The organism is Pseudarthrobacter sp. AL07 (genome assembly GCF_029960665.1).
Lineage (GTDB): Bacteria > Actinomycetota > Actinomycetes > Actinomycetales > Micrococcaceae > Arthrobacter.
The window spans coordinates 1-17,805 of record NZ_JASBRB010000004.1; the positions used below are offsets into that span (position 1 = coordinate 1).

Annotated in this window: 19 protein-coding genes and 1 pseudogene; 11 read left to right on the top strand and 9 right to left on the bottom strand. The window is 65.6% G+C overall.

Features of this window, described 5'->3' with window-relative positions; all coding sequences use genetic code 11:
• Window positions 1-230 precede the first annotated feature (230 nt).
• On the bottom strand, window positions 231-884 hold the full coding sequence (locus QK290_RS05240) for a TrmH family RNA methyltransferase (protein ID WP_282329857.1): 654 nt from the start codon (window positions 882-884) through the stop codon (window positions 231-233).
• A gap of 91 nt (window positions 885-975) precedes the next feature.
• Between QK290_RS05240 and QK290_RS05245 the strand changes: the two genes are divergently transcribed.
• Window positions 976-1,806, top strand: coding sequence for an HAD-IIA family hydrolase (locus tag QK290_RS05245; RefSeq protein ID WP_282329634.1), 831 nt, complete (start codon window positions 976-978; stop codon window positions 1,804-1,806).
• Here the strand turns inward: QK290_RS05245 and QK290_RS05250 are convergent.
• The 3 genes from QK290_RS05250 to QK290_RS05260 all read right to left on the bottom strand — a co-directional run bounded on the left by QK290_RS05250 (window position 1,803) and on the right by QK290_RS05260 (window position 4,541).
• Window positions 1,803-2,843, bottom strand: coding sequence for an alpha/beta fold hydrolase (locus tag QK290_RS05250; protein ID WP_282329635.1), 1,041 nt, complete (start codon window positions 2,841-2,843; stop codon window positions 1,803-1,805). The genes QK290_RS05245 and QK290_RS05250 overlap by 4 nt on opposite strands.
• A gap of 130 nt (window positions 2,844-2,973) precedes the next feature.
• Window positions 2,974-3,555: an orotate phosphoribosyltransferase gene (gene pyrE, locus QK290_RS05255; RefSeq protein ID WP_282329636.1), complete on the bottom strand. Its 582-nt coding sequence runs from the start codon at window positions 3,553-3,555 to the stop codon at window positions 2,974-2,976.
• Window positions 3,556-3,794: 239 nt separating this feature from the next.
• Complete coding sequence (locus tag QK290_RS05260; protein WP_348994656.1) at window positions 3,795-4,541, bottom strand: glycoside hydrolase family 3 N-terminal domain-containing protein; 747 nt, start codon at window positions 4,539-4,541, stop codon at window positions 3,795-3,797.
• On the opposite strand from QK290_RS05260, the pseudogene QK290_RS05265 reads away from it, so the two are divergent.
• Window positions 4,450-4,731, top strand: a pseudogene (locus tag QK290_RS05265) (substrate-binding domain-containing protein); the annotation flags it as partial. The gene QK290_RS05260 and the pseudogene QK290_RS05265 overlap by 92 nt on opposite strands.
• 118 nt (window positions 4,732-4,849) lie before the next feature.
• Window positions 4,850-5,671, top strand: a complete 822-nt coding sequence (gene nadE / locus QK290_RS05270; protein WP_282329637.1) for an ammonia-dependent NAD(+) synthetase — start codon at window positions 4,850-4,852, stop codon at window positions 5,669-5,671.
• A 123-nt stretch (window positions 5,672-5,794) separates the two neighbouring features.
• Here nadE and QK290_RS05275 read toward each other — a convergent pair whose 3' ends face one another.
• Window positions 5,795-6,565 (bottom strand): IclR family transcriptional regulator, encoded by a 771-nt coding sequence (locus tag QK290_RS05275; protein WP_282329638.1) that lies wholly within the window; start codon window positions 6,563-6,565, stop codon window positions 5,795-5,797.
• Between the two features lie 199 nt (window positions 6,566-6,764).
• Between QK290_RS05275 and QK290_RS05280 the strand changes: the two genes are divergently transcribed.
• From QK290_RS05280 to QK290_RS05290, 3 genes are all read left to right on the top strand, one after another.
• Window positions 6,765-7,484 (top strand): CoA transferase subunit A, encoded by a 720-nt coding sequence (locus tag QK290_RS05280; protein WP_282329639.1) that lies wholly within the window; start codon window positions 6,765-6,767, stop codon window positions 7,482-7,484.
• A 75-nt stretch (window positions 7,485-7,559) separates the two neighbouring features.
• Window positions 7,560-8,234, top strand: a complete 675-nt coding sequence (locus QK290_RS05285) for a CoA transferase subunit B (RefSeq protein WP_282329640.1) — start codon at window positions 7,560-7,562, stop codon at window positions 8,232-8,234.
• Window positions 8,231-9,427 (top strand): acetyl-CoA acetyltransferase, encoded by a 1,197-nt coding sequence (locus tag QK290_RS05290; RefSeq protein WP_282329641.1) that lies wholly within the window; start codon window positions 8,231-8,233, stop codon window positions 9,425-9,427. The genes QK290_RS05285 and QK290_RS05290 overlap by 4 nt, the downstream gene beginning before the upstream one ends.
• A gap of 99 nt (window positions 9,428-9,526) precedes the next feature.
• Here QK290_RS05290 and QK290_RS05295 read toward each other — a convergent pair whose 3' ends face one another.
• Together QK290_RS05295 and QK290_RS05300 are read right to left on the bottom strand one after the other, a co-directional pair.
• Window positions 9,527-10,240, bottom strand: a complete 714-nt coding sequence (locus tag QK290_RS05295; RefSeq protein ID WP_282329642.1) for an ankyrin repeat domain-containing protein — start codon at window positions 10,238-10,240, stop codon at window positions 9,527-9,529.
• 10 nt (window positions 10,241-10,250) lie between these two features.
• Window positions 10,251-10,838 (bottom strand): heme-binding protein, encoded by a 588-nt coding sequence (locus tag QK290_RS05300; RefSeq protein WP_282329643.1) that lies wholly within the window; start codon window positions 10,836-10,838, stop codon window positions 10,251-10,253.
• A gap of 249 nt (window positions 10,839-11,087) precedes the next feature.
• On the opposite strand from QK290_RS05300, the gene QK290_RS05305 reads away from it, so the two are divergent.
• The 3 genes from QK290_RS05305 to QK290_RS05315 all read left to right on the top strand — a co-directional run bounded on the left by QK290_RS05305 (window position 11,088) and on the right by QK290_RS05315 (window position 13,347).
• Window positions 11,088-12,350: a sensor histidine kinase gene (locus QK290_RS05305; protein ID WP_282329644.1), complete on the top strand. Its 1,263-nt coding sequence runs from the start codon at window positions 11,088-11,090 to the stop codon at window positions 12,348-12,350.
• Window positions 12,347-12,973, top strand: a complete 627-nt coding sequence (locus tag QK290_RS05310; RefSeq protein WP_282329645.1) for a response regulator transcription factor — start codon at window positions 12,347-12,349, stop codon at window positions 12,971-12,973. Before QK290_RS05305 ends, QK290_RS05310 begins: the two co-directional genes overlap by 4 nt.
• Window positions 12,974-13,143: 170 nt before the next feature.
• On the top strand, window positions 13,144-13,347 hold the full coding sequence (locus QK290_RS05315) for a cold-shock protein (protein ID WP_013599688.1): 204 nt from the start codon (window positions 13,144-13,146) through the stop codon (window positions 13,345-13,347).
• A gap of 81 nt (window positions 13,348-13,428) precedes the next feature.
• On the opposite strand, the gene QK290_RS05320 is transcribed toward QK290_RS05315, so the two are convergent.
• The gene (locus QK290_RS05320) at window positions 13,429-14,562 is read right to left on the bottom strand and encodes an acyl-CoA dehydrogenase family protein (RefSeq protein ID WP_282329859.1); all 1,134 of its coding nucleotides are present in this window, start codon (window positions 14,560-14,562) and stop codon (window positions 13,429-13,431) included.
• Between the two features lie 164 nt (window positions 14,563-14,726).
• On the opposite strand from QK290_RS05320, the gene QK290_RS05325 reads away from it, so the two are divergent.
• A complete protein-coding gene (locus QK290_RS05325) occupies window positions 14,727-16,454 on the top strand; it encodes an AMP-binding protein (RefSeq protein ID WP_282329648.1) in 1,728 nt (575 codons plus the stop codon).
• A gap of 2 nt (window positions 16,455-16,456) precedes the next feature.
• Window positions 16,457-16,966, top strand: a complete 510-nt coding sequence (locus QK290_RS05330) for a MarR family transcriptional regulator (protein WP_282329649.1) — start codon at window positions 16,457-16,459, stop codon at window positions 16,964-16,966.
• A 5-nt stretch (window positions 16,967-16,971) separates the two neighbouring features.
• On the opposite strand, the gene QK290_RS05335 is transcribed toward QK290_RS05330, so the two are convergent.
• Window positions 16,972-17,748, bottom strand: coding sequence for an enoyl-CoA hydratase (locus tag QK290_RS05335; protein WP_282329650.1), 777 nt, complete (start codon window positions 17,746-17,748; stop codon window positions 16,972-16,974).
• Between the last annotated feature and the right edge of the window lie 57 nt (window positions 17,749-17,805).

Genomic DNA, 17,805 nt, shown 5'->3' on the forward strand with positions numbered 1-17,805 from the left:
ACGATCGATCATCTCGGAGTAAATCTCTGGGGTTGCAATGGGCATGCTGACTCCTATGCTGAGTTTTCGTCTGTGGGTTGTGACCCTGGAGTAGACCTCTTACGGCTAGCCACCATCCTAGCCATTTCTGTGCAGGGGCAGTGTTTCGGGTCACGCGGACGGGTAACACTCACGCTCACAAAGCCAACTCGGCGGGGTTCACAAGTGGCGCGGGTCAGAAGTGGCGCAGGTCAGACGGACTGGCTAAAAACGTGCCGGCGAATCCAGGCGTGCATGGCGATCGCGGCGGCGGAGGCGGCGTTGATGGAGCGGGTGGAGCCGAACTGCTCGATGGACAGGGTGGCCAAGGCCGCCTCATGGACCTCCGGCGTCAGCCCGGGCCCTTCCTGGCCGAACACCAACACGCAGTCCTTGGGCAGCTCATACGTCTCCAGGGGCACGGAGTCGGGGAAGATGTCGATCCCGATGATCGCGAGCCCCTCCCCCTGCGCCCACACTAAAAAGTCCTCCACGGTGGGGTGGTGGCGGACGTGCTGGTAGCGGTCGGTGACCATGGCCCCGCGCCTGTTCCACCGGCGTCGTCCGATGATGTGGACTTCCTTGGCGAGGAATGCGTTGGCGGTGCGCACCACGGTGCCGATGTTCATATCGTGCTGCCAGTTTTCGATGGCGATGTGGAAGTTGTGCCGCTTGGAATCGAGGTCCGCCACGATCGCGTCGTGCTTCCAGTAGCGGTACTGGTCCACCACGTTGCGGCGGTCACCGTCGGCCAGCAATTCCGGATCCCAGTGGTCGCCCGCGGGCAGCTCGCCGTCCCAGGGCCCGACGCCGACCTCCGCCTTTGGCTCCGGCGCTTCCTCGGGCGCTGGCTCCTCCGCTGGAATCGGATGAGGTTCGACTGGGTTTCCGGGCGTTTGTTTCACCCCTCAACACTAGACTGGACCACTGGAGCATTCATCACCGGCGGAGGTAAACGTGGCAGAAGCAGACCAGGTACAGGGTTCACCGGCGGTTTACCGCAACGGCCAGGAGATCGAATGCTGGCTGACAGACATGGACGGCGTGCTCGTCCACGAAAACCATGCCGTCCCGGGGGCTGCCGAGCTGATCCAGCGCTGGGTGGACACGTCCAAGCGGTTCCTGGTGCTGACCAACAACTCGATCTTCACGCCCCGGGACCTGGCCGCTCGGCTGCGTGCTTCCGGGTTGGAGATCCCCGAGGAGAACATCTGGACGTCCGCGCTGGCCACCGCAACCTTCCTGAAGGACCAGGTGCGCGGTTCCGGCTCCGGGAACCGGGCATACACGATCGGCGAGGCAGGACTGACGACGGCGCTGCACGAGGCCGGCTTCATCCTCACCGACCAGGACCCGGACTTTGTGGTGCTCGGCGAAACCCGGACGTACTCCTTTGAGGCCATCACCATGGCCATCCGGCTGATCCTGGCCGGAGCCCGCTTCATTGCCACCAATCCGGACGCCACCGGCCCGTCCAAGGACGGCCCCATGCCCGCGACGGGGGCCATTGCGGCCCTCATCACGAAGGCAACCGGCCGGGAGCCGTACATTGTGGGCAAACCGAATCCCATGATGTTCCGGTCCGCCATGAATCAGATCGATGCGCACTCCGAGACCACCGCGATGATCGGGGACCGGATGGACACCGACATCATTGCCGGCATGGAGGCAGGCCTGCACACGGTGCTGGTCCTCACCGGCATTACGCAGCGCGAAGACATTGCCGCCTATCCGTTCCGGCCCAACCAGGTGCTGAACTCCGTGGCCGACCTGAAGAACCAGATTTAGAAGACCGTCACCTTCGAGCCGCCACGGGGCAGCGGGAAAAAGTCGTCCATCAGCCGCTCCACGATGGGCCGGTAGATGAGCGGATTCCAGCCGGGGCTCGCGTGCGCCGGCAGGGCACCGTCCGTTTGCAGGTCCGTGGAGACCATCTGGGGTTGGAACGCTGCCGACCACGCGTCCTTGGCCGTATGGTAGCGGACGGTGCGGTCTTTCGGGTTGCCAATATACGCCATCCGCGTGCCGCCGAGCTTGTCCACAAACCGGTTTCCGTCGAAGTGGTAGATGTAGGCCGACTCGGACTGGATGAGCACACTGGACGGGGCGATCGGGGACAACTGCTCCATGGTCTGGTCCAGGATCTGCCGCCAGGTCCTCTCGTCCTTATGGATGACGCGCTCCCCCAGTTCGTAGCTGCCGCGGACCACCGACGGGACCCGGAAGCCGCTCTCGTACAGGAACACCACGCCGTCGAACCAGCTCTCATCCAGCACGTCGCTCCGGCTGTAGGGGCTGGAATCCAACAGGATGAAGTCGACCTCCACGCCGTGGAATTCCCTGAGCCGCGCGGCCACCTGGGTGGCCACCATGCCGCCGAAGCTGTGGCCGTAGAAGAAGAGCTTGGTGAGCTTTTTCGCCCGGACATGCTCGATGACGGCGATCACCACCTCATCAATGTCCAATCCCTGGTTGGAATAGCCGACGGCGGTGAGCTGGCCGCGCTTGTTCAGGGCACCACGCATGACGTTCAGGATCCAGAGCGCCTCTTCCCAGCTGGTCTTGTAGCCGGGGAAGAGGAACCAACTGGCGTTCGGGTAATAGGCATCGGAGAAATCGTCCGGGACCTGCAGGATCCTGGTGACCCGCCGTTCCGCCTGGATGCGGCGAGTAACCAGCATGTCTGCTGCCAGCAGGGCCGAGGCACCCGTTCCGGCCAGGAACCCGCGACGCGAAAACCGCTTGAGCACGGCGGCACTGGCAAGCAGCCGGGCTGGATGGGCGCCAAGCCGTTCCTGCGGATCTGTTTCCTCGCTGTACGACACACATCTACCGTAGCCACAGCGGAAGCCGCCGCCGCAAACCCGGCCTGGGGCAACCCCGGGCGGGAGCGGCCGCCATACCCGCTGGGAGGGGCCGAACCCGCCAGGAGTGGCAGGGCTACGAGACGCCGGTCTAGGCGAGGCCCAGCTCGTCCTTGCCGAAGGCGAACAGGTAGGGCACGCCGGTCTCAGCTTCGATTCTTTCCTTGGAGCCAGTGTCCCGGTCCACGATGACGGCCACGGCAACCACGTTGCCCCCGGCCTTCCGGACACCCTCAACAGCGGTGAGGGCGGAGCCGCCCGTGGTGGACGTGTCCTCCAGCACCAGGACCTTGCGGCCCTCAACCGACGGACCCTCAACCTGGCGGCCCATTCCGTAGGACTTCTGTGCCTTGCGGACCACAAACGCGTCCACGGTGCGCCCGGCGTCCCCGGCGGAGTGCATAACAGCGGTGCCCACGGGGTCAGCACCCATGGTCAGGCCACCGGCGCACTCAAAGTCGATCCCGGCGTCGTCCGTCAATGCCAGCATGACCTGGCCCACCAGCTTGGAGGCCTCGTGGTGCAGCGTGATGCGGCGCAGGTCGATGTAGTAGTCGGCCTCGGCGCCGCTGGAGAGGATTACCTTGCCGCGGACCACGGCAAGTTCCTTGATCAGTTCCAGCAGGCGGGCACGGGCAGCAGTGTTGGACGCAGCATCAGGGGTGGCAGTCATGGGTTCCAGTTTACTGGCTGCCGGCGGGAGATCCGCGCTGCGGAAATGGACCCATGACGCAGAAATGGAATGGCGCTACGCGTATCCGAGTAGCGCCATCCCATGTGCGGGTCGTCAGCCTAAAGCCGCGGCGATAACCCTAGAGCCGGGTGTCGTTCTCGTTGAACGTCTCCTGGTTCCCGGATCGGCGTGGATGGCGGTCTTGACCATCGGCACGTCAATGAGGTGGTTGGGCTGGTTCAGCGACACAAAGAGTCGCCGGTGGCTTCCTCGGAGATGATGGGCATAAGGTTGATGCCCGCCTCCCCCGCAGCTTCGCGCTGAGCGGCGGTTTTGAACAGGTGCACCTCGAGGCCGGCTTTTTGCAACTCGTCCTTGACCGCGTCCAGGTACGCCGGCGGGTCCGCACGGGTGAAGTCCGAGCCGCCGGAGATGCCGTACAGGCGGATCCGCTTGTACGTTTCCGGCCGGATGGGCAGGTTATGCGCCGTGTCCTTGACCAGGATGCGGCGCAGGGCGTCATGCAGGCGCTGCTCGGTGATAACGCCGGACTTGTAGCCGTCCAGCATGTACCCGAAGTCCTCCTCCGCGTTGCGGAAGAACAGGAACATGTCGCAACCGGCGGCAACGGTCGCCGGAACCAGGTCCTTGCGCTTCATGGCCTGAGTCAGGCCGACCATCTGCGAGGCGTCCATGAGGATGAGCCCGTTGAAGCCGAGCTCGCCACGCAGCACGTCCTGGAGTAGCTCCGCAGCCAGGGTTGCGGACAGGATGCCCTTGTCCGCCAGGCCCGGGCGGAAGTGCCGGGACAGCTCCGGCGCACCGATGTGCCCGATCATGATGGACTGCACGCCGTGCCCGATCATCTCGCGGTACACGTGGCCGTACGTCTTGGACCTCATCGCCACAGGCATGCTCCAGCGGCTGTGCGAACGCGGCATCCGGGTTCCGGCGGACATCAGCGTGGTGGGCTGCGACGACATCATTGGCGCGGACTTCTGCAATCCCCCGCTGACCACCATGACATCGCCGATCGAACACGCCGGCCGGGTGGCCGTGTCCATGCTCCTGGCCCAGCTCAACCCGCTGGCAGGCGGTGGCAGCCGCAGCCGGTCGCTGATGCCCACACACCTGACCGTCCGCGGTTCAACCGGAGCGGCGCCGGGAACGCGGTAGCCTGGGCCCGAAGTGTCCGTTCGCGCCCGGGTGCCCAAGAGTCCGTTCGCGCTGAACCGTGCGAGGTTTGGCTGGACACAATTGAGCGTTGTTGACAGCGCTGACTAGGCTGGGTCACATGCGCGAACTCCAGGCCACCATCATCGAAGAAATGGGCGTGCAGCCCCGGATCGACCCCGTCGGGGAGGTGCGCAAGCGGGTGGATTTCCTCAAGGATTACCTCCGGGCAACCCACACCAAGGGCTTTGTCCTGGGCATCTCGGGCGGGCTGGATTCCTCCCTCGCCGGCAGGCTGGCCCAGCTGGCCGTGGAGGAACTTGAAGCCGAGGGCGTGGAGGCCAACTTCGTCGCCGTCCGCCTTCCGTATGGCGTCCAGCATGACGAGGACGACGCCCAGGCCGCCCTGGACTTCATCCAGGCCAAGACGGAATGGACCTTCAACATTTCCGCCGCCGTGGATGGCTTCGAGGACGAATTCGAGAAGACGGTGGGGAACGGCATCTCCGATTTCCACAAGGGAAACACCAAGGCACGCACGCGGATGATCGCGCAGTACGCCCTGGCCGGCGAGCACAACTACCTGGTGATCGGCACCGACCACGGCGCAGAGTCCGTCACCGGGTTCTTCACGAAATTCGGCGACGGCGGCGCAGACATCCTGCCGCTGTTCGGCCTCAACAAGCGCCAGAACCGTGAACTGCTCGCCGAGTTGGGCGCTCCTGCCCGCGTCTGGGAAAAAGTACCCACCGCCGACCTCCTGGACGGCAAGCCCGGACGTACCGACGAGGACGAACTGGGCCTGACCTATGACCAGATCGACGATTACCTGGAAGGCCGGGAAATCCCGGAAGCGGCCGCTGAGCTGATCGAGCAGAAGTACCTCCGCACGCGGCACAAGCGCACAGTGCCGGTCACCATCTTCGACACATGGTGGAAATAGGCGCTTCACAGCGCTGGAATTCCCCACGTTTGGGGCACGACGACGGCGCGTCGCCCCGAAAGCGCGGCGCGCCGTCGTCGTTCCTTCCCTAAGCCGGGGAGACTCAGCGGCGGCAGCCCGGGACTATCTGCCGCCCAGTTTGTTGGTCATCCGGTGGGCTTCCTCCATCAGCAACTTGCCCAGGAGCTCCTGCCGTTCCGGCCGGAACCGGGGTTCGATGCCGGTGAGCGAAAGGGCACCGACCGGCCTGCCCAGCTGGTCGAACACGGCAGCCCCCATGCCCCAGCTGCCTTCAAGCACCAGCCCGGGATTCACGGCAAAGCCATGCAGCCGGGTCAGTTCCAGATTCCGGCGGAGCACGTCCAGGCTGTGGCCTGCTGCGAAACCGCCGGCGTGCCGGTCCCAGCCGGACAGGATGGCGTCCTTTTCCTCGTCCGGGAGGAACGCCATGACCGCTGTCCCGGCCGAGGCCACGCCCAGCGGAAAACGGACTCCCTCATGCAGCACAAAGGAGCGTACCGGAAAGCTTCCCTCTTCCCGCAGCACACAGACCGTCTCCTGGCCCCTGCGGATGGAATAGAAGGCGCTCTCGCCGGTCTCCTCCGCCAGCCGGCGAAGGCTTGGCCGGAACAGGTCCTCGAACGGGAAGCGGGCCGCCGCCACTGATCCCAGCAGGAAAATCTCCGGGCCCAGGATCCAGTTTCCGCTGTGGGTATCGTGGTCCAGGAGGCCCTCCGCGGCAAGGGAGGCCAGCAGCCGGTGGACGGTGGGACGGGTCAGCCCCGACTCCCGGACCAGCCCGGAAATCGAGCTGCCCTCGGGCTTCCGGCCCACAAGCCGGAGCAGTGAGGCGACGCGGCCCACCACTTGCGCCCCTTGGACTGGATTCGTCATTCCACTCACCAAATTTCAAGAAATCCTCCACAATGTGGATACCTCCAAGCTTAGCGTCCACGCTATGAAATATCTTCCCTGCTGGGCGGATAACACCGTTGACCAGCTTTCGCGAGCGCCCTAGGCTCCTTCATCAGGCCCTATGTCCACAAGGTGGATACCCCGAACGGCTCTGCACGCTCGATGACGAGGAGACGGAATGTCCAAACTGAAATCCAACGCCGCCGCTACCCTGGCGGATGTCCTCCAGGACGGCATGACGCTCGCCGTCGGTGGCTTTGGCCTGAGCGGCATCCCGGCCGACCTCATCGAGGCCGTGCGCGATTCCGGCGTGCGTGATCTGACCGTCGTGTCGAACAACATGGGCGTGGACGGGAAGGGCCTGGGCGTGCTGATCGAAGCCGGCCAGGTCCGCAAGGTGATCGCGTCGTATGTCGGAGAGAACAGACTCTTCGCCGAGCAGTACCTCGCGGGCCTTCTTGAGGTGGAGTTCACCCCGCAGGGCACCCTGGCCGAGCGCCTTCGCGCCGGCGGCGCCGGCATCCCCGCCTTCTACACCAAGACCGGCGTGGGAACCCTTGTCGCGGGAGGCAAACCGCTGGCAGAGTTCGACGGCGAAACGTACGTCCAGGAGCGCGCCATCCGCGCCGACGTCGCACTGGTCCACGCGCACACCGCGGACACGGACGGGAACCTGGTCTACCGCTACACCGCCCGGAACTTCAACCCCGTAGTGGCCACCGCAGGCCTGGTAACCATCGCCGAAGCTGAAGTCATCGTGGCGCCGGGCGCACTGGATCCGAACCACATCGTCACCCCGGGCGTGTACGTCCAGCACCTGGTCCAGGCCAGCGGCCGGGTCAAGGACATCGAACAGCGCGCTGTCCGCTCGCGGGCCGCGGCAACAGTCCCCGCCTGAACGGCTACAGCCTGAACCAACCCGCAGCGCGAACGAACACTTAAGCCCCCAAAACTTTTGAACAAGGAGAACCCCATGGCCTGGACCAGGGATGAAATGGCTACCATCGCGGCCGAGGAACTGAACGACGGCGACTACGTGAACCTGGGCATCGGCATCCCCACGCTGGTGGCCAACAACCTGCCCGACGGCGTCCGCGTGATCCTGCAGAGCGAAAACGGACTGCTCGGCATGGGTCCGTTTCCCTATGAGGGTGAGGAAGACGCCGACCTCATCAACGCCGGCAAGCAGACCGTCACGGTCCTGCCCGGCGGCAGCATCTTCGACTCCCCCACATCGTTCGGCATGATCCGCGGCGGCCACGTTAAGGTCGCCATTCTGGGCGCCATGCAAGTCTCCGGCCGCGGCGACCTCGCCAACTGGACCATCCCGGGCAAGATGGTCAAAGGCATGGGAGGCGCCATGGACCTCGTCGCCGGCACGCCGCGCGTAGTGGTCCTGACCGAACACAACGCCAAGGACGGCACCGCCAAAATCGTCACCGACTGCACCCTGCCGCTCACGGGCCTGCGGTGCGTGGACCGGATCATCAGCGACCTCGCGGTCTTTGACCTTGTGAAAGCGGACGACGGCGGCGGGCCGCAGCTCACACTGACTCGCCTTGCGCCGGGGGTCACCGTGGATGAAATCCGCGCGAAGACCGAAGCCGCCTTTGACGTCCAGCTCGACAACGAGGAAGTGGCAGCATGAGCCTCAAGGAACAGTTCGGCAAGGACGTCCTGCTCACCGGCTGGGGCCACAGCCGGTTCGGCAAACTGACGGACGAGACCCTCGAGTCCCTGATCGTCCAGGTGGCCACCGAGGCCATCGGCAACGCCGGGATTGAGCCCGGCCAGATCGATGAGATCTACCTGGGCCAGTTCAACTCCGGCATGATGCCCTTGGCCTTCCCGTCGTCGCTTGCCCTGCAGGTCTCGCCGGACCTGGCCAACGTCGCTGCCACACGTGTGGAGAACGCCTGCGCGTCCGGTTCGGCCGCGTTCCAGCAGGGCACCAAGTCCCTGCTGGCCGGGACGGCGAAGACAGTGCTGGTGATCGGCGCAGAAAAAATGACCCACGCCGGTGCCGACGTCGTAGGGGCCGCCCTGCTGGGCGCTGACTACGACATGGCCGGCCAGACGTCCACCACCGGCTTTACAGGCCTGTTCGCGGACGTCGCCAAGCACTACGACAAGCGCTACGGTCGCGGCGACGGAAAGCTGGGCGACGTGCTTGGCTCCATCGCGGCCAAGAACCACCGCAACGGCGTGGACAACCCCTACGCCCAGCTCCGCAAGGACCTCGGTGAGGAGTTCTGCCGCACCATTTCGGACAAGAACCCCATGGTAGCCGATCCCCTGCGCCGCACCGACTGCTCCCCCGTATCCGACGGCGCCGCCGCCGTTGTACTCTCCGTCTCACCAACCGGCGGAGTGGCTCAGCCGGTAAGGCTCGCCGGTTTTGGCCACGCGAACGACTTCTTTCCGGCCGAACGGCGGAACCCCACCGCCTTCGCCGCCACCAGGGTGTCCTGGCAGCGCGCGCTGGGGATGGCCGGCGTCGGGCTTGAAGACCTGGACTTCGCTGAGGTCCACGACTGCTTCACCATCGCCGAACTGCTCATGTACGAGGCCATGGGACTGACCGAACCGGGCCAGGGCGCCCGCGCCATCGAGGAAGGCTGGGTCTTCAAGGACGGCAAGCTGCCCGTCAACGTCTCCGGCGGGCTCAAGGCCAAAGGCCACCCCGTCGGCGCCACCGGCGTCTCCCAGCACGTCATCGCCGCCATGCAGCTCACCGGCACGGCAGGAGCGATGCAGCTGGCCAACCCGCGCCGTGCCGCAGTCCAGAACATGGGCGGCGTAGGCATCGCCAACTACGTCAGCGTCCTCGAGACCGTCTAAGCCGTCTAAGCCCACGGAGTTTTTGTCCAGATAGTGGATCCTAAAGCGGACCTAAGTGCCATCATCTGGACAAAAACTCCAAGCCGGGGCGGCGGGTTACTAACCGTTGCCACGGATCAGGTTGGCGATCTCCACAAAGCCCAGGCGTTCGGCGTTCTCCAAGGCGGTCCGCCCCTGGGGATCCCGGATGTTCGGGTCTCCACCCGCATCCAGGAGTTGGCGCACGACGTCCTGCTGCCTGGGCCCGCCGTTGTTGAGCAGGATGGCCTCCTGCATGGCGGTCCAGCCGAGGTTGTTCACATGGTTCACGGGCACCCTGGCGGCCAGGAGGATGCGGACCGTCTCCACGTGGCCGTGCTCGCTCGCGGGAATCAGCGCAGTCCCGCCATACCGGTTGGTGCTGGCAACGTCCGCTCCGGCCGCCAGCGTCAGCCGGAGAACGTCGTTGAATCCCTCGGCTCCGGCATAGAGGAACGCGGAATCCTGGATTGCGTCCTTGGCGTTCACATCGCCGCCGCGGCCGATGAGCTCGCCGACCAGCGCCACGTTGTTCGCCTTCGCCGCGGCGACCAGTTCCTGGTCAAGCTGTGCCTGTGCCTCGCCGGACAGCACGGGCGCCGTGGTGGCTGCCTGTGTGGAAGTGGCCGGAACCGAGGGCTCCGGGCTCGCCAGGACGGACGACGGCGGCGACGCCAGCCGCTGCGGCTCACCGGGACCCGCCTGGCAGGCGGCCAGGCACAATGCAACCCCAGCCGCGAGCGCGAGTAGCGCCGCGGCCCTGCGTGCCCGGCGCCAAGTCCTGAACCGTCTCATGGAGCCGAGCCTACTTGGCCGGGCTGGCTGCCAGCGCGGCGATAGCCTCGGCGCCGGCTGTGGCGCAGGCCTCGTCCAGATTCCCGTCTGGGGCGCCGCCCACACCGATGCCTGCCACGGACACACCGTTCACCTTCAGCGGGACGCCACCGGCGAGGAACAGGGTGCCGGGGAGGTCCGCAATGCTGGGCCCGTTGCCGTTGACGCGCTTGGCCAGCTCACTGGTCGGCGCACCGAACGCGGCGGCGGTGTAGGCCTTCCGCTTGGCTGCTTCGATCGTGTGCTCGGCGGCGTTGTCGCCGCGCAGGAGCGCCTGGACGGTGCCGAACCTGTCCACCAGTGCCACCGTGACGAACGGCAGCTTGTCCGCCTGGCATTTGGCGAGGGCTGCCCGGACTGCGTCGGAAGAGGCGCCCACAGCGATGCGGTTCTGCGCCACGACAGTTTCCGGCGCCTGCGGGATGTCGACTGCGGGTACGGCGGCAGGGGCGGCCACTTGGCTGGTCCCGGCATTGGCTGCAACGGTCAGCCCTCCAGTCAGCAGCAAAGCTCCGGCGGCGGCAGCGGCAGCGGCGGCAATCTTGTTGGATTTCTTCACGGTGATCTCCTTGGGTTGATGGACGTGGGTTGATGGAACCACGTTGGTGGAATGGGGCCCACGTTGGCGGAATGCCCTCATGGGCATCGGCTCCATCCATCCTGTCCAGGCCAGCCGGAACAAACATCGGGCCTTCGGCTGTGCCGGGCTCCCCCGAAAGGCCAGCGGCATCAGCCAAAAGGCTGAGAGACCAGTAACGGCAAGGGCAATAGCATGGGATAGGAACACTCCTGACCTGAACCGGACCCCATGCCCTCCTCAGCCACTCCCCGCAAAACCCTGACAGCCGGATCCCCACCGACCACCGGATCCTCCCTCCCTGCCGAGCCTGCCTCGGCAGCCGGCCGGTTCGGCCGGATCGACGCCGCCGTCCACTTGGGCTTCGCGGTCCTGCTCGTCGCGTCGGCCGTGCGCTATGTCATGCGGCACAGCCTGCCGGACAACCTCCTGGTCCTCGGCCTGGCAGGAGCGGTGTGCGCCCTGTACGCCGTGATCGCTGCACTTGCCCGGCAGAGGCGCCCGTGGGCGCTCTGGATGCTCGCGTTTGTGGCCGTCTGGGCTGCGTTGGTCATTGCCGCACCCAGCTTTGGCTGGTGTTCCTTTGCGATCTTCTTCCTGTGCCGGACGGCCTTTACTGGCACCGTGGGTTACGTGGCGGCGGGGGCGACGGCGGCCGCCACCGCCGTCGGGCTGTTCCGGCTCAGCGACGGGACGGACCTCGCGATGCTGCTGGGACCGCTCGCCGTCGGCGTTATGCTGACGCTGATCTATGACCGGATCGAGCACGACGCCGCGGAACAGCGGCGCCTCCATGCGGAGGTATCGCTGGCACAGCGGCAGCTGGCGGCCAGCGAGCGCCGGGCCGGCACCATCGCCGAACGCGAACGCATATCGCGGGAGATCCACGACACCGTGACGCAGGGCCTGGCCAGCAGCCTGCTGCTCCTGGAGGCCGCTGGCCGTTCGTGGCCGGGCCAGGCATCGCGCCAGGAGCTCAGCCAGGCTACGGAGCTGCTGCGCCGGAACCTTTCCGAGACCCGCAGCCTGGTCCACGAGCTCGCCGCCCCGGGCCTTGACGCGTCGCCGCTTCCCGAGGCCCTGCACCAAGCGGCCGCCCAGTACGTCCCGCACGCCCGGCTCCTGGTCACCGGCGAGCCGGGGGACGTTCCTCCGGAAGTCCGGCACACCTTGTTGCGGGTGGTCCAAAGCGCGGCCGCGAACATCCAGCAGCACGCAAACGCCGCCACCACAACCCTGACACTGGGGTTCCTTCCTGATTCGGTCACCCTTGACATCTACGACGACGGAACCGGCTTTGACCCGTCGGCGGCAGCACCGCCGTCGGACGCCGGAGGATACGGACTGCGGGCCATGCGCCAGCGTGTGGAGCAGCTGGGCGGCGTATTCTCGGTTGAAAGCACCCTCGGCGAAGGGACCATTGTGGCCGCACAAGTACCGGTTCGGGTGCAGTCAGTGCCACCAGCGCAGCAGAGCACCCGGGACGACGCATGACCGGCATCACCGTCCTCCTGGTGGACGACCACTTGGTGGTCCGGAGCGGGCTCAAGGCGCTGCTGGGCACGCAGCCTGACTTTGACGTGGTGGCCGAGGCCGCCTCCGGCGAGGATGCCTTGGGGCTGGTGGAACAGCACTCCCCAGCCGTGGTGGTGATGGATCTGGCCATGGGCGCCGGAATGGACGGGATCGAGGCCATCAAGCAGCTGCGCCAGCGCAACAGCCGGCAGGCCATCCTGGTGTTCACCACGTACGATTCGGACGCGGACATTGTCCGGGCCGTGGACGCCGGCGCCATGGGCTACCTCCTAAAGGACGCCGCCCCGGACGAAATCTTTGCCGCCATCCGCGCTGCCGTACAGGGGAAAAGCGTGATGAGCGCCCCGGTGGCCTCCCGGCTCTTCCAGCAGCTGCGCAATCCCGACGAGGTCCTGACGCCCCGGGAAGCTGAGCTGCTAAGCCTCCTGACCGAGGGGCTCAGCAACCGGGAACTGGGCCAGCGGCTCTTCATCTCCGAGGCCACCGTCAAGACCCATCTGGCGCATATCTACACCAAGCTCGGGGTGGAAACCCGCGCCGCTGCCATCGCCACTGCCATCCGCCGGGAGGGTATGCGCTAGCCCGGAGCAGGTAATTCCCGGGTACCACTTCTGTAACAGGAGTGACACTTGATGACTGCAGCTATTGCACGCCCACCGCGCAGCCCCTAGGTTTGAGACAGCGGACTACAGACTCCGCGTCTGCCTGCCGTCCGAGCAGGACCAGAAAAGGGTTACAAAGGAAGTTAGCAATGGCAACAGGCACAGTTAAATGGTTCAACGCTGAAAAGGGCTTTGGCTTCATCGCTCCGGACGACGGATCCGCCGATGTTTTCGCGCACTACTCGGCAATCGCCAGCAGCGGCTACCGCTCACTGGACGAGAACCAGAAAGTCGAATTCGATGTGACCCAAGGTCCCAAGGGCCCGCAGGCAGAGAACATTCGCCCGCTCTAAGGTTCTGATTAACTGCCCTGGCCGTGCTGCAAAGCATGGCCAGGGCAGTTTTTTGTTAAGCTCTCCATGACCCGTAAATTTCTAGACGAAGGCCGATTTTCCGGTGACGGCCCGGCCCACAATCAGCGAATTGATTTCATAGCTGCCCTCATAGGTATAGAGGATTTCGGCATCGCCAAACAGCTTGCCCATTTCATAATCCGAGCTGATTCCGTTGCCGCCCAGCAGAGACCGTCCCATCGCCACCGACGCGCGGGCCAGCCGGGTGCACGTGGACTTTGCCATGGCAGCCTGGGCCATCTCCAGCTTGCCGTCCGTCTGGATCCGGGCGAGCTGTGCCATCAGCGCCAGTGACGCGGAGGCGTTGCCGAGTATTTCCGCCAGTTGCTGCTGGACCAGCTGGAAGCAGGCCAGTTCCTTGCCGAATTGCCTGCGTTCCAGTGAGTAGGAACGGGCGACGTCGAACGCGGCCAGCTGGATCCCGGCACCCTGCCAGCCGACCCAGGCGCGCGAATCCCGCAGGAGCCCGTTGGCTTTGGAGAAGTCGGTGGCGCCCGGCAGCATGTTGGCCGCCGGAATCCTGACGTTGTCCAGCACGATGTCCGCGTTCTGCATGATCCGCAGGCCGATCTTGTTGGCAATCTTGGTGGCCCGGTAGCCCGCACGGTCCGTCTCCACAATGAAGCCTTTGATCTGCCCGTCCGCTGCGTCGCGCGCCCACACCAGGGCAAAGTCCGCGATGGTCCCGGAGCCGATCCAGCGTTTGGCGCCGTTGATCACCCACTCGCCGCCCTCGAGCCGCGCGGATGTTTCCAGCCCGCCGGCGATGTCCGAGCCGTGATCGGGTTCGGTCAGGGCGAAGGCGCCGAGTTGGGTAAAGGTTGTCAGGCCAGGCAGCCACCGCTGCTTCTGTTCCGCGGAGCCGAGGGCGTCGATCATCCCCACGATCAGTTCGTTGTGGATCCCTACCAAGGCCGACAGCGAAACGTCCGCCCTGGCCACTTCGACGTACATCAGGCCCTTGAAGAGCTTGGATGTGCCGTCCGTCTGCAGCCTGCCCAGCCCGTGCTTGCCCATTTCCGCCAGCAACCCGAACGGGAATTCCTCGCGGTTCCAGTAGCCGATGGATGCCTGGCGCACCGTGGACTGCAGGAACGCCCGGATTTCCAGGTAGCGCACGCGTTCCGCCGCCGGCAGGAGGTCCACGATGTGCATCAGGTCCGCCTCGGGAAAGGGCAGGGCTTCGGTCACAACACGCTCACGTCCTTGTGGCTGCACGCTTCATATCCCTTCGGTCTTCCAAACCCTTGGATGTCCTAGTATATTGCACAGGGATGGATTTTTAGTGATGCGCATCACTGGACGAAAGGTGTCCCCCAATGTCAGTCACCGATGACTTCCGCGAGGCACGCGACCGCCTGCTTGCCCTGCATTCGGACTACCACCAGGCCACGCGCGAGTTCGTGTGGCCGCAGTTCACGGAATTCAACTTTGCCTTGGACTGGTTCGATCAGATCGCCGCAGATCCTGAGAAGGCCAATAATCCGGCTCTGGTCATCGTGGAGCAGGACGGCTCGGCCACCCGCCGGAGTTTCACGGACCTGGCCGCCCGTTCGAACCAGGTGGCCAACTGGCTGCGAAGCCAAGGCATGCGCCGCGGGGACCGCATGATCGTCATGCTGGGCAACCAGGTGGAGCTTTGGGAGCTGATGCTGGCCGGCATCAAGCTGGGTATTGTCCTGATCCCCACCACCACTCTGATGGGACCAGAGGACCTGGCCGAACGCGTGGAGCGCGGCGAGGCGGGCTGGGCCGCCGTCGGGCGTTCCAACATCGGTAAGTTTGCCGGCGTCCCCGGCGATTACCGCCTGATCGAAATCGGCGCCGGTGGCCGTTCAGCCGGCACCCCCGGGGCCCTCCAGTACAGGGATTCGACGACGACGGCAGTCACCTTCACGGCCGATGCCCCCACCCAGGCGGACGAGACGCTGCTGCTGTATTTCACCTCCGGAACCACCTCGAAGGCCAAGCTGGTGGAGCACACCCACACGTCGTACCCGGTGGGGCATCTCTCCACGATGTACTGGATTGGCCTGGAACCTGGTGACGTCCACCTGAATGTGGCATCGCCGGGCTGGGGCAAACACGCGTGGTCCAATTTCTTTGCCCCGTGGATCGCGGAGGCGTGCGTTTTTGTCTACAACTACGAACGGTTCGACGCCCGTGCCCTGATGGAGCAGATGGACCGCGAGCGTGTCACCAGCTTCTGCGCCCCGCCCACGGTCTGGCGGATGCTGATCCAGGCGGACCTGAAAGTGCTGAAAACTCCTCCCACCAAGGTGGTCTCCGCGGGCGAACCGCTGAACGCTGAAGTGATCGAACAGGTCCAGCGCGCGTGGGGCCAGACCATCCGGGACGGCTTCGGCCAGACCGAAACCACTGTCCAGGTAGCCAACACGCCGAGCCAGCCGGTCACCGTAGGCGCCATGGGGCGGCCTCTTCCCGGCTTCAACGTGGTGCTGGTGGACCCGACCACCGGGGAAGAAGCCGACGACGGCGAGCTTTGCCTTCGCCTGGACCCCCGGCCGGTGGGGCTGATGAAGGGCTACTACGGTGACGCGGAACGGACCGCTGAGGCGTTCCGCGGCGGTTACTACCACACGGGCGACATGGCCAGCCGGGATATACAGGGCGTCATCACCTACGTGGGCCGCGACGACGACGTCTTCAAATCTTCCGACTACCGGCTCTCGCCATTCGAACTGGAGAGCGTGCTGCTGGAACACCCGGCCGTGGCCGAAGCGGCAGTGGTTCCGTCGCCGGATGCGCTCAAGCTCTCCGTCCCCAAGGCCTACGTTGTCCTGGTGTCCGGGCTGGAACCGGGGCCGGAGCTGGCGGAGGACATCCTGCGGTACTGCCGCGAACACCTGGCGCCGTTCAAGCGGATCCGGCGGTTGGAATTCGCGGCGCTACCCAAGACCATCTCGGGCAAAATCCGCCGTGTGGAGCTGCGGCACAATGAGCAACTCCGGCACGGCGGGGTCACCCATCCTGACGGCCTCGGCGTGGAGTACTCCGAGGCGGATTTCCCTGGGCTGAAAGGCTGAGGATGGCCGCGCCACTGCCCCGGGACCCCATCGCCGATGCCCAACGGAACTGGGAGGAGCACGGCTGGGCTGACGTCGCCGCGCCCATGGCCGCGATCACCGCGATCATGCGCACCCAGCAGATCCTGCTGGCCCGGATCGAGGGTGCCCTGAAGCCGTTCGGGCTGACCTTCGCCCGCTACGAGCTGCTCGCGCTCCTCAGCTTCGCCCGCAGCGGCGCGCTGCCCATGAACAAGGCGAGCGCCCTGCTCCAGGTCCATCCCACCTCGGTGACGAACGCCGTCGACCGTTTGGAAGGCTCGGGACTGGTGGCCCGTTCGCCGCACCCTACGGACGGGCGTACCACGCTGATCGAGCTCACCGCGGAGGGGCGGACCGTGGCCAAACGCGCGACGGCGGTGCTCAACACCGAGGTGTTTGGCCAGTCAGGGTTCGACGCGGCCGATGTGGACCAGCTGATCCGCATCCTGGGCACCTTCCGCCGGAATGCGGGGGACTTCACGGACGGCTAATCCCGTCAGCGGTGGTTGAACCCGGGCTGGCGTTTCTCCGTGAACGCGGCCATGCCTTCTTTCTGGTCCTCGCTGGCGAAGAGCGAGTGGAAGATCCGGCGTTCGAACAGGACACCCTGGGCGAGTCCCGTTTCAAAGGCGGCGTTGACGGCTTCCTTCGCGAGCATCGCCACGGGCTTGGATTTGGACGCGATGACTTCCGCGGCCTTCAGGGCCTCCTCCACTACATCCGAGGCAGGTACCACGCGCGAGACAAGGCCCGAGCGTTCCGCTTCCTCGGCGCCGATGAAGCGCCCGGTGAGGATCATGTCCATGGCTCTGGCCTTGCCCACGGCCCGGGTGAGCCGCTGCGAACCGCCCATGCCCGGCAGCACGCCGAGGTTGATCTCCGGCTGGCCAAACTTGGCGTTGTCCCCGGCGATGATGAAATCGCACATCATGGCCAGCTCGCAGCCGCCGCCCAGCGCGAAGCCGGACACCGCCGCGATGACAGGGATCCGCAGCCGCGTGAAGTCCTCCCAGCCCCGGAACCAGTCGGCGGCGTACATGTCCATGTAGCCCTGCGAGGCCATTTCCTTGATGTCGGCCCCGGCGGCGAACGCCTTGCCCGAGCCGGTGACCACCACCGCGCCCACGCCGGGGTCGGCGTCCATGGCGGTGACGGCTGCCACGAGCTGGTCCATGGTGGCCTTGTCCAGGGCGTTGAGCGCCTCCGGCCGGTTGAGCGTGACCAGCCCTACCCGGCCGCGCTGTTCCACCAGGATGTTCGTGTATTCCGTCATGCTTGACCTTTCAGCTGTTCGTGGATGTTGCGTGCTGCGAGCGTTGCCGCTGCCGCT

What these genes read in the sequence shown, in the direction of transcription:
- nadE (WP_282329637.1), top strand. Translation starts at nt 4,850, where the DNA reads ATGCGCGAACTCCAGGCCACCATCATCGAAGAAATGGGCGTGCAGCCC.
- QK290_RS05295 (WP_282329642.1), bottom strand. Translation starts at nt 10,240, where the DNA reads ATGAGACGGTTCAGGACTTGGCGCCGGGCACGCAGGGCCGCGGCGCTA.
- QK290_RS05320 (WP_282329859.1), bottom strand. Translation starts at nt 14,562, where the DNA reads ATGCACATCGTGGACCTCCTGCCGGCGGCGGAACGCGTGCGCTACCTG.
- QK290_RS05335 (WP_282329650.1), bottom strand. Translation starts at nt 17,748, where the DNA reads ATGACGGAATACACGAACATCCTGGTGGAACAGCGCGGCCGGGTAGGG.
- QK290_RS05315 (WP_013599688.1), top strand. Translation starts at nt 13,144, where the DNA reads ATGGCAACAGGCACAGTTAAATGGTTCAACGCTGAAAAGGGCTTTGGC.
- QK290_RS05260 (WP_348994656.1), bottom strand. Translation starts at nt 4,541, where the DNA reads ATGATGTCGTCGCAGCCCACCACGCTGATGTCCGCCGGAACCCGGATG.
- QK290_RS05285 (WP_282329640.1), top strand. Translation starts at nt 7,560, where the DNA reads ATGGCCTGGACCAGGGATGAAATGGCTACCATCGCGGCCGAGGAACTG.
- QK290_RS05310 (WP_282329645.1), top strand. Translation starts at nt 12,347, where the DNA reads ATGACCGGCATCACCGTCCTCCTGGTGGACGACCACTTGGTGGTCCGG.
- QK290_RS05290 (WP_282329641.1), top strand. Translation starts at nt 8,231, where the DNA reads ATGAGCCTCAAGGAACAGTTCGGCAAGGACGTCCTGCTCACCGGCTGG.
- QK290_RS05275 (WP_282329638.1), bottom strand. Translation starts at nt 6,565, where the DNA reads ATGACGAATCCAGTCCAAGGGGCGCAAGTGGTGGGCCGCGTCGCCTCA.
- QK290_RS05305 (WP_282329644.1), top strand. Translation starts at nt 11,088, where the DNA reads ATGCCCTCCTCAGCCACTCCCCGCAAAACCCTGACAGCCGGATCCCCA.
- pyrE (WP_282329636.1), bottom strand. Translation starts at nt 3,555, where the DNA reads ATGACTGCCACCCCTGATGCTGCGTCCAACACTGCTGCCCGTGCCCGC.
- QK290_RS05280 (WP_282329639.1), top strand. Translation starts at nt 6,765, where the DNA reads ATGTCCAAACTGAAATCCAACGCCGCCGCTACCCTGGCGGATGTCCTC.
- QK290_RS05330 (WP_282329649.1), top strand. Translation starts at nt 16,457, where the DNA reads ATGGCCGCGCCACTGCCCCGGGACCCCATCGCCGATGCCCAACGGAAC.
- QK290_RS05325 (WP_282329648.1), top strand. Translation starts at nt 14,727, where the DNA reads ATGTCAGTCACCGATGACTTCCGCGAGGCACGCGACCGCCTGCTTGCC.